This window comes from Acidithiobacillus ferriphilus, from assembly GCF_018854775.1.
In the GTDB taxonomy this organism is placed as follows: Bacteria; Pseudomonadota; Gammaproteobacteria; order Acidithiobacillales; family Acidithiobacillaceae; genus Acidithiobacillus; species Acidithiobacillus ferriphilus.
The window spans coordinates 1-13,711 of record NZ_JAAZTY010000030.1 but is presented as its reverse complement, the minus strand read 5'-3'; the positions used below and the strand labels follow the sequence as shown (position 1 = coordinate 13,711).

The following is a 13,711-nucleotide window of genomic DNA, read 5'->3' as shown; positions in this document are numbered from 1 at the left end:
ACCCGCAGCACCAGCGCCAGATTACGCAAGGCGGTACCCGCCAGCGCCGCACCAGGAGAGGCTACCTGGCGAATACCGGCGCGCACATCCGGCAGCTCCGGGAGAATCGGGCCTTCGCCCGACTCCAGGCCAACGCGGGCGGCGGTGATGGCCGCCTGCAACTGGCGCGCGACGCCCACTGTGGGGGCGGGTGCGAGGTTACGCGCCGCCTCGGCCCCGAAAGGCGTCGCACAGAGCTTTTCGAGCAAGCGGCGAATGCCCCCGAATTCCAGGGGCTTCAGGTCAGCTTCCATGGGTTCTCCCGATAATTAGCCCGCCCAAGGGTACAAAAGGCCTGGCGGCAATGCCAACCCAATCAGTTTTGAAAAATTTCCCGCCACCAGCGTTTGCGGCCTTCGGGCACAACAAATTCCCCCAAAGGATCGGGAGGTACCCGCGAGAATACCCAGCCGGCTGGAATCGCCTTTCCGCTGCTGCCACAAGACGCCCCCAAATGGTTGGGATCGTAAATCTTGATCAGCCGCGGATGCTCAAAATCATCCACATAGACGATACCCAGATATGTCTCTTTATGGTCGTGATGCAGCAAGGTACCGATCGCGTCCAGCACCTTGCAAAAGGTCACGGCATCAAGTGGCGCCTGCGGAAAATCCACCCCAACGAAGTACACATACCAGCCATTATCGGCCTGTTCTGCGAGCGTTTTCTGAAACTCATCCCAACGCGACCACGCACGAATACCGCGCAGCATTCCGTTGTATAATTCCATGAACTCAGACATCAGCCCTCCTCCATAACCCCTTGAAAACTGACCAACACCCGGCGACTGATTGGTCGCACCCGATGTTCGAAAAGAAAAACCCCCTGCCAGCCCCCCAGCGCCGCCCGCCCCTCCCGTACGGGGATGATCAGGCTATTCTGGGTCAGCACACTGCGCAGGTGCGCCGACATATCATCAGTTCCTTCATTGCGATGAAGAAAATCAGGATTGCCATCCGGAACCAAACGCGCAAAATAATCCAGGATATCCGCCCGTACATCCGGATCGGCATTTTCTTGCAGTAATAAACTGGCTGAGGTGTGTGGCACGAAGAGATTCGCCCATCCTGCCCAGGCATCGACTTCCCGCAACCAAGCCTGCAATTTCTGAGTGAGTTCATATAGGCCGCGACCACCATTGTTCACCTGCCATTCATGACTGCAATGCCGCATCACCGCTCCCCTGCCCCGTTTCGACACCCGTTTCAGCCGTGGCGACATCGGCCTCTCCTGCCCCTTTTCCGCGTCGCCGCGCCCGGAAAAAGTCCCTTAGCAATGTCGCGGAGGGTGCGGCCAGCACGCCCCCCTCCGTCACGATACGATGGTTAAAGCGGCCATCCTCCAAGAGATGGTAAAGACTTTCCACTGCGCCCGTCTTAGGATCCGACGCCGCATAGACGAGACGCGCAACTCGCGCATGCAGCATCGCCCCAACACACATAACGCAAGGCTCCAGCGTAACATAGAGGGTAGCACCCGTTAGCCGATAATTCTGCAAAACCTGTGCCGCCTGACGCAGCACGAGCATTTCCGCATGGGCACTGGGATCATGGCTATGAACAGGCGTGTTATGCGCCGCCGCCAGCAGATGGCCGTCAGCGTCCAGCAACACTGCGCCCACCGGAACCTCGCCCTGAACGGCGCCACGCGTCGCATAATCCAGCGCCAGCGTCATCCACGCCAGATCCCTGCAATGACCATCCGCTCTCGTCAAAATCATGGAACTCCAAAATTACTCTCGCCAAAAGTCGCGTTGGTATGGCCACCCCCACCGGGTTTCGCGCCTATGGTAACAATTTCTCGGTCGGCGCGCCTTGACAGAATCGGGAATGCTGCTAATTTCCCCCGCGTGTTGCAAAAAGTATTCGTGCGTTGCGCAAGTGCCGTTGAGTGTTCTGCAAAGCAAATTTATGTAATATTCGTCAGCTCATAAAAGGGAATAAACGTGCTGCGCTTACCAAGTCCTCCTTTGCTCGGCCTGGATATTAGTCCGGACGCAGTCAAGCTCGTTGAACTCTCGCAGTCCAGGGGGAGGCTTCGCGTCGAACATGCGGACTCCGAAGCACTTCCGCCGGGCGCCCTTAATGATCGTGACATCCAGGACGCTACAGCGGTCAGCCGGGCGCTACACACCATTCTGGAGCGGTCCCGCATCCGGACCAAGGCCGTGGCAACCGCCCTGCCGGCCAATACGGCCATCGTCAAGATCATTTCTCTTCCGGCTGAACTGGACGAGGTGGGTATTGAAGAGCAGATTCGCTTTGAGAGCAGCCAATATATTCCCTACAGTATTGACGCCGTCAATTTTGATTTCGCGGTGCTTGGCCCCGATGAAGTCAGAAAAGGTTATAATCATGTCCTGCTGGTAGCGTGCAAAAAAGAAGCCATTGAAGATCGTGCCGCGGTCCTCGAAGAGGTAGGCTTAAAACCAAAAATCATTGATGTCAAACCCTTTGCTCTCTGGTTATTACATGAGCACCTCACCAGAGCGTCGCCACTAGCACACGGCACTTCAGGCGGAGCGGTCATTCTGGTGGAAATAGGTAGTGTCACCACAAATATCAACGTGTTTCAGGAAGGGCATCCGGTTTACTCCCGTGAGCATAATTTTGGCTTGGGTCGTCTGATTGAAGAAATACAGCGTCGTTATAGCCTCGATGCCAATGTCGCACAACGCATGGAGCGCTTCGGTGGTTTGCCTCCCGAATATGAGCGTGATGTACTTAATCCCTTCGCCCGGAGTATGGCTCAGGAACTGTTTCGTTCTCTTGATTTCTTTCAGGCCAGCATGCCGGATATTTCCGCAGGATCGGTGCATCTTTTTGGTATCGGCGCTAAAATTCCGCAGCTTGCAGAGCAATTGCGTCAACTCGTGAGTTTTCCGGTTTACGTGCCTGATCCTTTCGCGGGCATGGAAATAGCCCCTCAGATCAGCCGTCGCTTTATGGATGCAGACAGATCGTCTCTGGCGGTTGCCTGTGGGCTGGCGCTCAGGAGGACTCCGGCATGATTCGCATCAACCTGCTGCCCTATCGAGAGGCTCAGCGCGCACAACGCAGTCAGCTGCTAGTGTTAGCCTTTATCGGCGTTCTGCTGCTTGCCGCTCTGCTCTACTACGGTATCTACAGTATTTTTAGTGCGCGGGTCTCTGCTGAACAGCAAAAAGTGCGGTATTTGCAAGGGGTCACCACCCAACTGGATAAAAAAATCGCGTCCATTGCCGATCTGCGTAAAAAACGTGATGAACTGCTTTCCCGTGAGGGTATCATTACCGACCTGCAAGACCAGCGGGATATGGTAGTGCGACTCTTCAACACGTTGGCTCGGGTAACTCCCGATGGCATCTTTCTGACGAAACTTCAGCAGACGGGTAATTCCATTAGGGTGAATGGTTATTCCCAGACAAACAGTCAGGTCGCGGCATTTATGCGCAGCATCGAAGCTTCAAAAATTTTTGCGAAGCCGGAACTGAACATCATCAGCAAGTCCAAACTGGGCAATGAAGAGGTAGGACAATTTACGCTGCAGATGAGCATCCGCCCACCGGCTGCCGCGAATAAAAGTGACGCATCCGCGCAGCACAAGGATACTCAGCCATGACCTTTGATGAATTCCGTAACCTGCAAATGGATGATGTCATCCGCTGGCCGATCAAAACCAAGCTCATCATCGTCGCCATCATTGTCCTGATTCTCGGTATCCTGGTCTGGTTTGAGTTCATCGCACCCGAAAACGACCAATATCATCAACTAAAAATTCAGGAAGACAGCCTGAAGCTCCAGGTGCGGCAAAAACAATTGCTGGCCGCCTCCCTACCCGCCTATCAAGCCCAGATCAAGGAAATGAATCTGCGTTTTCAGAACTTTCTGCAGCAGTTGCCCAACCGCACCCAGATCCCTTCGTTGCTGGATGATGTAACCTTGGCCGGACGTAGTCGCGGGCTGGATTTCGAACTGTTCCAGCCTACGGGAGAAGTGAACAAGAATTTTTATGCGGAGATCCCGGTCAAGCTCAAAGTGGTCGGCACCTACAGTGACATCGGACGCTTCGCCGCCGCGGTCGCCGCCATGCCTCGTATTGTGACCATCAACAATATCGGCATCACCCGGATGCCTAACGCGGGGGCGACCAGCGCGGCCAAGGCACAGGCAGCCCAGCAATTGGTGATGCAGTGTACAGCAACCACATATCGCTATCTGGGGGGCAAGCCATGAAACGCGCTCTCAGCGTCCTAATGATGCTTACCGGCATGGCACTGTTGAGTGGTTGCTCAGATAGCGACAACCTCAGCCATCTTCAGGCTTTTGTCGCCGCCGGCCCCAAAACCAACACACACATTATGCCGCTGCCCAAGACGGTTACCTACAAGCCGAAGACCTATGAAAATCCGATCAACCGTGACCCCTTCACGAGCTTCTCTGAGCTTCTTTTGCGCAAGGAGGCCGCTGCCGCCAGCACCGGACCACGTCCCGTCAGCCATGGGCCTGTCCAGCCGCTGGAAAAATATGCCCTTTCCAGCCTGAGCATAACCGGTATTGTCCGGGACAATCAGGGCAGACTCTGGGCCGTGGTTGGCACGCCGGATCATAAAGTCTATCGCGCGACGATCGGCAGCTACATTGGCACCCATGACGGTCGCATCGTGAAGATTGATGACGGCATGACGAAACGGTCGGTCACCGTCGAACAATACCTGCCCAACGCCTTCGGTGGATTCCAGAAAAAACCGACTGTTTTGCAGATGCAAAACGGCAACTGAACATGACTTGCCTAACCCCCAAGAATACAGAGGATAGCGAAAAGATGAGCACAGCATCCATTACCGCCCGCCACGCCCGCCGTGTTGCAGTACCGCGCCTGCAGCTCCACTCCTTGGCGCTGAGACCGGTGACGCTTGCGGTCATGGCGGCGGCGCTCTGCCTGAGTTCAGGGGCCGCCTGGGCAGAAAGTCTCATCACCGGCGTTACTCCGGTACAGGACCAGCATGGCACGGCCCTCCTCATCCGCAGCAACAGCCGACCGGCTTATGATGTCAACTCCCTCGACGGTGGCTATCGGCTGCGGATCGATTTCAACAATGCACATTTCATGAGCTCGGTGGGAACGATCGCAAGCAGCGGCGCGGTCGAGAATGTGCTCGCGGAAAACATCGGGCACAACGCCAGACTTGATCTGCTCCTAAAGTCACCACAGGCGATCATGGTAGCACCGACACCAGGCGGTTACCGCCTCGCCCTGGTGGCGGAACGGGGTAAGGGTGTGGCCGCCGCCCCGAGCGCGGCGAGTGTGCCCACCAGCAACGTCGCCGCGACGCCTGCCATGCCCGTACCTGTCCAAACTGCGGGCACCCAGATCAACGACTTGAATTTCAAGCGTGGCAAGAACGGTGGTGGGATTCTGGATCTTTCCATCTCCGGCCCGCAACCGCAGATGAACGTCACCCGCGAGAATGGCGCCCTCGTCGTCGATCTCAAAGACACGGTCATTCCCTCCAGCTATACCCACCGTTTCGGGGTCGGCCAGTTCGGCACCCCGGTTCAGTATGTGGATAGTTATCCTCTGGGGCATAGCACCCGGCTGGTTTTTGCCATTCATGGTCCTTACGAATACTCGGCTTATCAGCTGGGGCAACGCACCATGATCGATGTACACCCCAAAACCACTGAGACAAGCAGCAATCCCGACTCCGGTGCGCGCCTCAGTATGGATTTTCAGAACATCAGCGTGCGCGATGCCCTGCAGGTGATTGCCGACTTCACGCACCAAAACATCGTCGTCTCCAACAATGTGAGCGGCAGCCTTTCCCTCCGCCTCAAGAACGAGCCGTGGGAAGAAGCCCTGCAAGTGATTCTGGAGTCTCAGGGGCTGGCGGCAAAACATATCGGCAACATTCTCTGGGTGGCCCCCGCCAACCAGATTGCCAGTCAGGAGGAGGCGCAACTGAAGGCCGCCGCCAGTAAACGCAAGCTTGAGCCACTGGAGACGGAACTGATCCAGATCAAATATGCAAAAGCCTCAGAGATTGCCTCCCTGCTGCAGGGCTTTGACCAAAACCAGCAGCCCGGAGTTGCAGGGGTCGACAACGGCATGAACATGAACCCCGCACAGAATGCAGCCCTGGCCAGTGCATTGGGCATTCCGAACTCCAGTCTTATTGGCAACTCGCTGCTCGGTCCACGCGGCTCGGTAGCAGTGGTAACCCGTACCAACAGCCTGCTGGTGCGGGACACTCCGCAGGATATCGCCAACATTAAAAACCTGATCACCAAAATCGACCGTCCGGTCCCGCAGGTATTGATTGAAACACGCATCGTGCAGATCACCACCAATGCCGCCCAGTCTCTGGGCGTCAATTGGGGCGGAACCTATACCGGCGGTGGTGGTGGTGGCGTCATCAACCTGTCGGGTACCGGTGCTACGGGGGTCACCTCGACGCAGGGTGGCGCCTACCCGATGTCTGGAACTTCCACCACCAGCGGAACCGGTTTCACCACCCCGGCGCTGGTGAATCTGACACCCTCCACCGCGGGCAGCGCCCTCGCGGGCAGCAATCCAGCATCGCTGGGTTTTGCTCTGGGCACCGCTGCGGGCAATCGCATCCTGAATCTGCAATTACAGGCTCTGCAAGCGAATAACCGCGCCAAGATTATCTCCAGCCCGAAAGTCCTCACTCAGGACAACGAAAAAGCGGTCATCGAACAGGGTCAGGAAATCCCCTATCAGCAATCCACCAGCAGCGGTGCGACGGCGGTATCCTTCAAGAAAGCGGTGCTCAGCCTGAACGTCACGCCACACATCTCGCCCAACGGCAAGATCACCCTGGACGTGGATGCACAAAACGACCAGCCTAACTACGCCCAGGCCCTGCCTTCCGGCATCCCGATTGATACCCAGCAAGTTAAAACCAAGCTGTTGGTCAATAATGGCCAAACCGTCGTCATCGGTGGCATTTATACGGACTCGACCACCCAGACGGAAACCGGGGTCCCGTTATTGAGAGACATCCCGCTGCTCGGCTGGCTCTTCAAGAGCCACCTCAACAATGTGGCGAAAACGGAGTTGCTGGTTTTTCTGACCCCCAAGGTGATTGGCGGCGATGCCCCAGATGGCTTGGGCGGGACATCCGGTAGCGCCAATCTCGGGCAATGACCGGAAGCATCATCCTTATCGGTCCCATGGGATCGGGTAAATCCACCATCGGGCGGCTTCTGGCCGCCCGCTTGCATCTTCCTTATGTGGACAGTGACGCGCTCATCGTCAGTCATACCGGCGTGGATATCCCCACCATTTTTGAAATTGAGGGGGAATCGGGCTTTCGCGAGCGGGAGCGCAAAGTGATCGCCGATCTCGCCACCCAGAGTGAAGCGATCGTACTGGCCACTGGTGGTGGCGCCATACTCGACTCCGCTAATCGCCGTCATTTACGCCGCATGGGCAAGGTCATCTACCTGGATGTCAGTGTCGACGAGCAACTCAAACGTATCCGCCATGATCGCAACCGTCCCTTACTGCAAAATACCGACCTGGACAGCCGCCTGCAAACTCTGGCCGAACAGCGCCACACGCTTTATCAGGAAACCGCGCATTGGCGGATACTGGGAGATGGTCTGCGTTCGGATCAGGTTTTGCGCCGCATACTGCGACATCTCCAACCGCGGTCTGGGCAGATCCCCGCGCGCGGATAGCCGTAGAAACAAGCTCAAGATGGCGTTATAGGGGCGACCCACTTGCCTCAACGTAAAAGAACCCCAACAATGGGGCATAAATCGGTCCACAAGAGTAAACATCATGCACAGTCTTCGCGTCGATCTGGGGCAGCGCGGCTATCCCATCCACATAGGCACTGGTATTCTTGCCGACCCGGCCCTCTTCGCGCCCGCTCTGAGCACAGGCCCTGTCGCTATTATCACGGACAGCAATGTCGCCCCCCTCTATCTGGAAGCACTACAGAAAACCCTGAGGAAACTTGAAAAAGACGTGCTGACCGTCACGCTGGCGGCCGGTGAAGCGAGTAAATCCCTCGCTAATATCCAGGAAATCACCGGCCGCCTGCTGAGTGCGGGTTACGGGCGTGATTGTACCCTTTGTGCCCTTGGCGGCGGCGTCGTAGGAGATATCACCGGCTTCGCCGCCGCGGTCTACCAGCGCGGGGTCGCCTGTATTCAAGTGCCGACCAGCCTGCTTGCCATGGTGGACTCCTCTGTCGGCGGCAAGACTGGAGTCAATCACCCCCTGGGTAAAAACATGATCGGCGCTTTTTACCAGCCGCGTGCCGTGATCGCCGACACCGACACCCTGGACAGTCTGCCCGACCGGGAATTCCGCTCTGGCCTGGCCGAGGTCATCAAATATGGTCTGATTAACGATCAAGGCTTTTTCTCCTGGCTCGAAGACCATATGGATGCTGTGCTTGCCCGGGAGGCCGACGCCCTGGCCAAGGTGATCCAATACTCCTGCAAAGACAAGGCTGACGTCGTGGCGCGCGACGAGCTGGAGGGGGGTTTACGGGCCATTCTCAACCTCGGTCACACCTTCGGCCATGCCATTGAGGCAGCGACCGGCTACGACCAGTACCTCCATGGCGAAGCTGTGGCCATCGGCATCGTCATGGCAGCAGACCTTTCCCGCCGCCTCGACCTGATTCGGGAGAGCGAACAGAACCGTATCTACGCCCTCGTTAAGGCCACCGGGTTGCCCACCTTCGCACCAGCATTCCCCATCGACGATTATCTCGCCTTTATGCGTGTCGACAAGAAAGCGGAAGGGGGTCGGGTGCGCTTCATCCTGCTGCGTGGCATTGGGAGTGCGGTGATTACCGGCGATGTTCCCCCGGCGGCCATCGCCCAGACCCTTCAAGCCTTCATGGAGCATGAACATGCATGAGATCAATAAAGCCACTGCGGAATTGCAGGAGGAAATGGCGCGACGTATCGCGCTGAACCCGGGCGGCACCCGCCGTATTGGCAATTTCGGTTTCATCGAGCTGGAAGAAACCTGGGGGGACGAAGCCACCATCATCAATACCGCGCGTATCAGCACCACCAACCAGCGTCTCCAAAACGGGCACGACTTTTCAGAGCGCGACCGTGCCCTGCTCTACCAGTTACTCCGTGATCAACATGGCACGCCTTTTGAGACCGTCTATTTTCGCTTCCGCTTTATCGCGCCGATTTTCGTGTTGCGCCAGTGGGTTAAACACCGCATTTCCAGCTGGAATGAGTTTTCCATGCGCTATCGCAAGCCGATCTCCGTCGCTTATGTGCCTGACGCCGCAGCGTGCACGGTGGATGACTTTGCGGTGTTGGACGAGGCTGCCATCACCGAATACGAAGCGCTGATGGCGCAGCTCTTTGACTGGTACGAGCGGCAATACAGCGCTGCTTGCAGTCGCATTGATCTGGCGCGCGAGCGCGGCAAACTGGGTCCTAAAGAAGGCGGCCGCGACCCCTACCGCGGTCGGGCCCGCGAGCTCCTGCGCAACGTGATGCCGGTTGCTGCCTACTCGGATGTCTATTGGACCGTCAACTTCCGTAGCCTGATGAATTTTTTCAAGCTGCGTCGCAAGAAAGATGCCCAGTATGAAATCCGCGAATATGCCGATGCGGCTTTTGCGCTGTTCGCCACGCGCCTGCCCCTGCTCGCCGAAACCATGCAGCGGGTGATAGACGAATCGGCGTCGGCAGCGGCCGATACCGTACAGGGGCCATCTGGCAATGCCTGATGCTAGCGTTGTTGGGTCATACGGGGGATTAGCGTCCTACGCCGCCGACCCTGCCCGGAGTCGCGGGCGTACCTACGCGGAAGAGCCACCCGCCAATCGCAGCGCTTTCCAGCGCGACCGGGATCGGGTCATCCACTCCAGCGCCTTCCGCCGCCTCGAGTATAAAACCCAGGTTTTCGTGAATCACGAGGGTGATCTCTACCGCACCCGCCTCACCCACAGCCTTGAAGTAGGACAAGTGGGGCGCGCCATCGCCCGCCAACTGGCTCTGAATGAAGATCTGGTCGAAGCGATTGCCCTGGCCCACGATCTCGGTCACACCCCTTTTGGTCATGCTGGGCAAGAAGCTTTGCAGGAGTGCATGACCGATTTCGGTGGTTTCGAGCACAATATCCAGTCCCTGCGCATTGTGGACCACCTGGAAAAGCGCTACGGCGACTTCCCCGGACTGAACCTGAGCTTTGAGACGCGCGAGGGCATCCTCAAGCACTGCGCCAGAAGCAAGGCTGCCGACCTGGGAGACGTAGGTGAACGGTTTTTGCAGGGTACCCAGCCCAGCCTGGAAGCACAGATCACCAATCTCGCCGACGAGATTGCTTATAATAACCATGATATTGATGATGGTTTGCGCGCTGGCCTGCTGAGTCTGGAAGAACTCTGCGCCAGCACCTTGTACGGGGCTATTTTTGCCGAGGTACACCAGCGCTACCCTGAGACCTCGCAAACCGTATTGCGCCACGAAACGGGTCGCCGCCTCATCAATCTGCTCATCCACGATCTGGTCGATGAAACCCGGCGCCACATCGCGGCTGAAGGTATCACCACCATTGCGGAAGTGCGGGCTGCGCCACGCCAGCTCGCGGCCCACAGCCCAGCCATCGCCCACGAAGTGGTGACCCTCAAACGTTTCCTCTTTCAGCGCATGTATCGTCACCCGCGGGTGCATCGTCAATCGGAAAAAGCCAAGCGCTTGGTACACAAGTTGTTTCATGCCCTGCAGGAAGATCCGCGGCTGCTGCCGCTGAAATACCAGGCACGCATCAACGAGTGTAGCGGCGCAACGCAACGTCAGGCGCGTGTCGTCGCCGACTATGTGGCCGGCATGACCGACCGCTTCGCCATTGCCGAATATGACCGCCTCTTCGATCCCCATGGCGAGGCGTAAACACCTCGACCATTCCACACAAAAATCCCGAAAGATAACGCGCCCGCACCCTTGGATGCTATCCATGAGCGCGTTATAATGCTCGGCCCTGCTTTGCAGTCCGGCGACAGGGTGCGGTGACAACCAGGTGACGACATGACGCAAAGCTTATACTCCCCCGACTTTGAACGAGACTCCTGCGGCTTCGGGCTGATTGCCCAGATGGACAATCAGGCGAGTCACGCCATTGTCGCGACGGCAATCCACTCCCTGGCACGGCTCACCCACCGCGGCGCGGTAGCCGCCGATGGCAAAAGTGGCGACGGTTGCGGCTTACTATTGCAAATGCCGGAGACCTTTTTCCGCGCTATCGCCATTGAGCAAGGCATCACTCTCGGCAGACATTTCGGTATCGGCCAATTTTTTCTCCCGCGAGACCAGGCGGTTGCGAGTAAAATCCGCACGACACTGGATGCCGAAGCCCAGGACCTTGGGCTCAGATGTCTGGGCTGGCGCGAGGTCCCTACCGACCTTGCCGCTTGTGGCGACGAAGCCCTCAAAAGCCTGCCGGGTGTATGGCAAGCCTTTGTGGGCCTCCCCGACGCCACCGACACAGACGGCCACGAACGCCTCCTTTATCGCCTGCGACGGCGGGTAGAAAAACGCTTTGTCGACGAGAGCGGCTTTTTTGTCGTGACCTGCTCCTCTCAGGTCATTGGCTACAAGGGCTTGGTGCTGCCGGAAAATCTCCCCGTTTTTTATCCCGATCTCCGCGACCCGCGCTTCGCCTCCGCGCTCGTCACCTATCACCAACGCTTTTCGACCAATACCTGGCCGGAATGGCGCTTGTGCCAGCCCTTCCGCATCCTCGCCCACAATGGCGAATTGAATACCGTGCAGGGTAACCGCCTGTGGGCCAAGGCCCGGGAAGCGCAGTTGCAATCCGACCTGCTACCCATGGCGGAGGTACTACCTGCGGTTGGTGGCGGCAGCGACTCCTTCAGTCTCGACAACATGCTCGAATTGCTGGTGCAGGGCGGCATGGATTTTTTCAAGGCCATTCGCCTGCTGGTGCCACCCGCCTGGCACAATGTCCCACGGATTGAACCCGCCCTGCGCGCCTTCTACGAGTATCACTCCATGCGCATGGAGGCCTGGGATGGTCCCGCCGGACTGGTGCTCAACACCGGACGCATTGCTGCCTGCGCACTGGATCGCAACGGTCTGCGCCCGGCCCGTTATGTCATCACCAAAGACCGCATCATCAACATCGCCTCCGAAGTGGGCGTCTTTGACTACGATCACCGCGACATCGCCGTGCAGGGCCGAGTCGGGCCGGGGCAACTGGTGGCAGTGGACATGGCCACGGGTAAATTCCTGGAGTCGGCTGACATCGACACACAAATCCAGAATAGCCACCCCTACCGGGAATGGTTGGATCAGTATGCTGAACATCTCGATAGCGACAACAACGACACCTCCCCCGCGCTGCCGGTAACCGATCTGCTGGTCAGTGAAAAGGCATTTGGTGTCAGTTTCGAAGAAGAGGACCAGGTGATTCGCGTCCTCGCCGAGGGCGCCCAGGAAGCCGTTGGCTCCATGGGGGACGACACCCCCATCGCTGTCTTATCGCGGCAAACCCGGCATATTGCCGATTATTTTCGTCAGCAATTCGCCCAGGTCACCAATCCACCCATCGACCCGCTGCGTGAAGCCCTGGTGATGTCCCTGAACACGGTCATCGGCAGCGAGAGCAACCTCTTCGCCGAGCGTCCCGAATACGCCCGGCGCATTGAGGTACACTCCCCAGTGCTTTCCGATGCTACTTTTGTCGCCCTCACCAGCCGCACGGAACCGGCCTTCCGCAGCCAGACTTTTGATCTCTGTTATTCAGCAGCGGACAGTAATCTGGGGGGCGCCATCGAAGCCCTCTGCGAAGAAGTCATCGAGGCGGTGCGGCACGGAGCCGTTATCCTGGTGCTCTCGGATCACGCCCTGGCGCGCGACCGGCTCTACATCCCGGCACTGATGGCGGTGGGTGCGGTCCACCATGCCCTCATTGATGCCGGCCTGCGCACTCGCTGCAATATCGTCGTGGCTACCGCCCATACCCGCGATCCTCACCATTTCGCCACGCTGATCGGTTACGGTGCCACCGCTGTCTACCCCTACCTGAGCTATGCCATCATCCGCAGCCTGGCCGAGCGGCATGCCTTCAGCCAGCCGGTCACGATCCTCAAGGCACTGGAAAACTACCGCAAGGGCATCGACAAAGGCCTCTACAAGATCCTCTCCAAAATGGGAATTTCCACCCTCGCCTCCTACCGCAGCACCCAACTTTTTGAGGCGCTCGGCCTGGATCAGACGGTAGTGGAGCGCTGCTTCAAGGGGACGGTCAGCCGCATCGGCGGCGTGTCGTTCAACCAACTGGAAAACGATGTCCGCCAGCAGGTCCACGATGCATATATCCCCAGAAAGACGTTGCCATTGGGCGGTCTGCTCAAATATGTCCACGGCGGTGAATATCACGCCTACCACCCAGACGTCGTCCAGAGCCTGCAGACGGCGGCGAAATCAGGGCGCTATACCGACTATCAGGTGTTTTCCGGACTCGTCAATGAGCGCCCGACCACCAACCTGCGCGACCTGCTGCAATTGCGCGCGGTAGCGCAACCCATTCCGCTCGGTGAAGTCGAGCCCATCGAGGCCATCACCCGCCGTTTTGACACCGCTGCCATGTCCTTGGGCGCGCTCTCGCCAGAAGCCCACGAAGCCCTGGCCATCGCCATGAACACCATCGGCGGGCG

General features: G+C 58.0%; 13 protein-coding genes and 1 pseudogene. 10 read left to right on the top strand and 4 right to left on the bottom strand.

Annotated elements, in window-relative coordinates:
- The 4 genes and pseudogenes from HF921_RS02735 to tadA all read right to left on the bottom strand — a co-directional run.
- Window positions 1-293: pseudogene (locus HF921_RS02735) on the bottom strand (endonuclease MutS2); the annotation flags it as partial.
- Between the two features lie 62 nt (window positions 294-355).
- Complete coding sequence (locus HF921_RS02730; protein ID WP_064217767.1) at window positions 356-781, bottom strand: hypothetical protein; 426 nt, start codon at window positions 779-781, stop codon at window positions 356-358.
- Complete coding sequence (locus HF921_RS02725) at window positions 781-1,212, bottom strand: secondary thiamine-phosphate synthase enzyme YjbQ (protein ID WP_215892275.1); 432 nt, start codon at window positions 1,210-1,212, stop codon at window positions 781-783. The genes HF921_RS02730 and HF921_RS02725 overlap by 1 nt, the downstream gene beginning before the upstream one ends.
- Window positions 1,193-1,759, bottom strand: coding sequence for a tRNA adenosine(34) deaminase TadA (gene tadA / locus HF921_RS02720; protein WP_155735170.1), 567 nt, complete (start codon window positions 1,757-1,759; stop codon window positions 1,193-1,195). The genes HF921_RS02725 and tadA overlap by 20 nt, the downstream gene beginning before the upstream one ends.
- Before the next feature lie 225 nt (window positions 1,760-1,984).
- Between tadA and pilM the strand changes: the two genes are divergently transcribed.
- From pilM to gltB, 10 genes are all read left to right on the top strand, one after another.
- Window positions 1,985-3,049, top strand: a complete 1,065-nt coding sequence (gene pilM / locus HF921_RS02715; protein ID WP_215893260.1) for a type IV pilus assembly protein PilM — start codon at window positions 1,985-1,987, stop codon at window positions 3,047-3,049.
- Window positions 3,046-3,639, top strand: a complete 594-nt coding sequence (locus HF921_RS02710; protein WP_064217770.1) for a PilN domain-containing protein — start codon at window positions 3,046-3,048, stop codon at window positions 3,637-3,639. Before pilM ends, HF921_RS02710 begins: the two co-directional genes overlap by 4 nt.
- Window positions 3,636-4,253 carry a type IV pilus inner membrane component PilO gene (locus HF921_RS02705; protein ID WP_064217771.1) on the top strand — a complete coding sequence of 206 codons (618 nt, stop codon included), beginning with the start codon at window positions 3,636-3,638 and terminating at the stop codon, window positions 4,251-4,253. The genes HF921_RS02710 and HF921_RS02705 overlap by 4 nt, the downstream gene beginning before the upstream one ends.
- The gene (locus tag HF921_RS02700; protein WP_215893259.1) at window positions 4,250-4,798 is read left to right on the top strand and encodes a pilus assembly protein PilP; all 549 of its coding nucleotides are present in this window, start codon (window positions 4,250-4,252) and stop codon (window positions 4,796-4,798) included. Before HF921_RS02705 ends, HF921_RS02700 begins: the two co-directional genes overlap by 4 nt.
- A gap of 44 nt (window positions 4,799-4,842) precedes the next feature.
- Window positions 4,843-7,188 (top strand): type IV pilus secretin PilQ, encoded by a 2,346-nt coding sequence (locus HF921_RS02695; RefSeq protein ID WP_215893258.1) that lies wholly within the window; start codon window positions 4,843-4,845, stop codon window positions 7,186-7,188.
- Window positions 7,185-7,724: a shikimate kinase gene (locus HF921_RS02690; protein WP_064217774.1), complete on the top strand. Its 540-nt coding sequence runs from the start codon at window positions 7,185-7,187 to the stop codon at window positions 7,722-7,724. The genes HF921_RS02695 and HF921_RS02690 overlap by 4 nt, the downstream gene beginning before the upstream one ends.
- 103 nt (window positions 7,725-7,827) lie before the next feature.
- Window positions 7,828-8,922, top strand: coding sequence for a 3-dehydroquinate synthase (gene aroB, locus HF921_RS02685; protein WP_064217775.1), 1,095 nt, complete (start codon window positions 7,828-7,830; stop codon window positions 8,920-8,922).
- Window positions 8,915-9,760: an FAD-dependent thymidylate synthase gene (thyX, locus tag HF921_RS02680; protein WP_215893257.1), complete on the top strand. Its 846-nt coding sequence runs from the start codon at window positions 8,915-8,917 to the stop codon at window positions 9,758-9,760. The genes aroB and thyX overlap by 8 nt, the downstream gene beginning before the upstream one ends.
- Window positions 9,753-10,925: a deoxyguanosinetriphosphate triphosphohydrolase gene (locus tag HF921_RS02675; RefSeq protein ID WP_064217777.1), complete on the top strand. Its 1,173-nt coding sequence runs from the start codon at window positions 9,753-9,755 to the stop codon at window positions 10,923-10,925. The genes thyX and HF921_RS02675 overlap by 8 nt, the downstream gene beginning before the upstream one ends.
- 135 nt (window positions 10,926-11,060) lie before the next feature.
- The coding region (gene gltB / locus HF921_RS02670) for a glutamate synthase large subunit (protein WP_215893256.1) at window positions 11,061-13,711 on the top strand (2,651 nt) is incomplete at its 3' end.

Excerpts from the sequence above, each read along its gene's own strand:
- HF921_RS02730 (WP_064217767.1), bottom strand. The coding sequence starts at position 781 with ATGTCTGAGTTCATGGAATTATACAACGGAATGCTGCGCGGTATTCGT.
- HF921_RS02725 (WP_215892275.1), bottom strand. The coding sequence starts at position 1,212 with ATGCGGCATTGCAGTCATGAATGGCAGGTGAACAATGGTGGTCGCGGC.
- tadA (WP_155735170.1), bottom strand. The coding sequence starts at position 1,759 with ATGATTTTGACGAGAGCGGATGGTCATTGCAGGGATCTGGCGTGGATG.
- HF921_RS02710 (WP_064217770.1), top strand. The coding sequence starts at position 3,046 with ATGATTCGCATCAACCTGCTGCCCTATCGAGAGGCTCAGCGCGCACAA.
- HF921_RS02705 (WP_064217771.1), top strand. The coding sequence starts at position 3,636 with ATGACCTTTGATGAATTCCGTAACCTGCAAATGGATGATGTCATCCGC.
- HF921_RS02700 (WP_215893259.1), top strand. The coding sequence starts at position 4,250 with ATGAAACGCGCTCTCAGCGTCCTAATGATGCTTACCGGCATGGCACTG.
- HF921_RS02695 (WP_215893258.1), top strand. The coding sequence starts at position 4,843 with ATGAGCACAGCATCCATTACCGCCCGCCACGCCCGCCGTGTTGCAGTA.
- HF921_RS02690 (WP_064217774.1), top strand. The coding sequence starts at position 7,185 with ATGACCGGAAGCATCATCCTTATCGGTCCCATGGGATCGGGTAAATCC.
- aroB (WP_064217775.1), top strand. The coding sequence starts at position 7,828 with ATGCACAGTCTTCGCGTCGATCTGGGGCAGCGCGGCTATCCCATCCAC.
- thyX (WP_215893257.1), top strand. The coding sequence starts at position 8,915 with ATGCATGAGATCAATAAAGCCACTGCGGAATTGCAGGAGGAAATGGCG.
- HF921_RS02675 (WP_064217777.1), top strand. The coding sequence starts at position 9,753 with ATGCCTGATGCTAGCGTTGTTGGGTCATACGGGGGATTAGCGTCCTAC.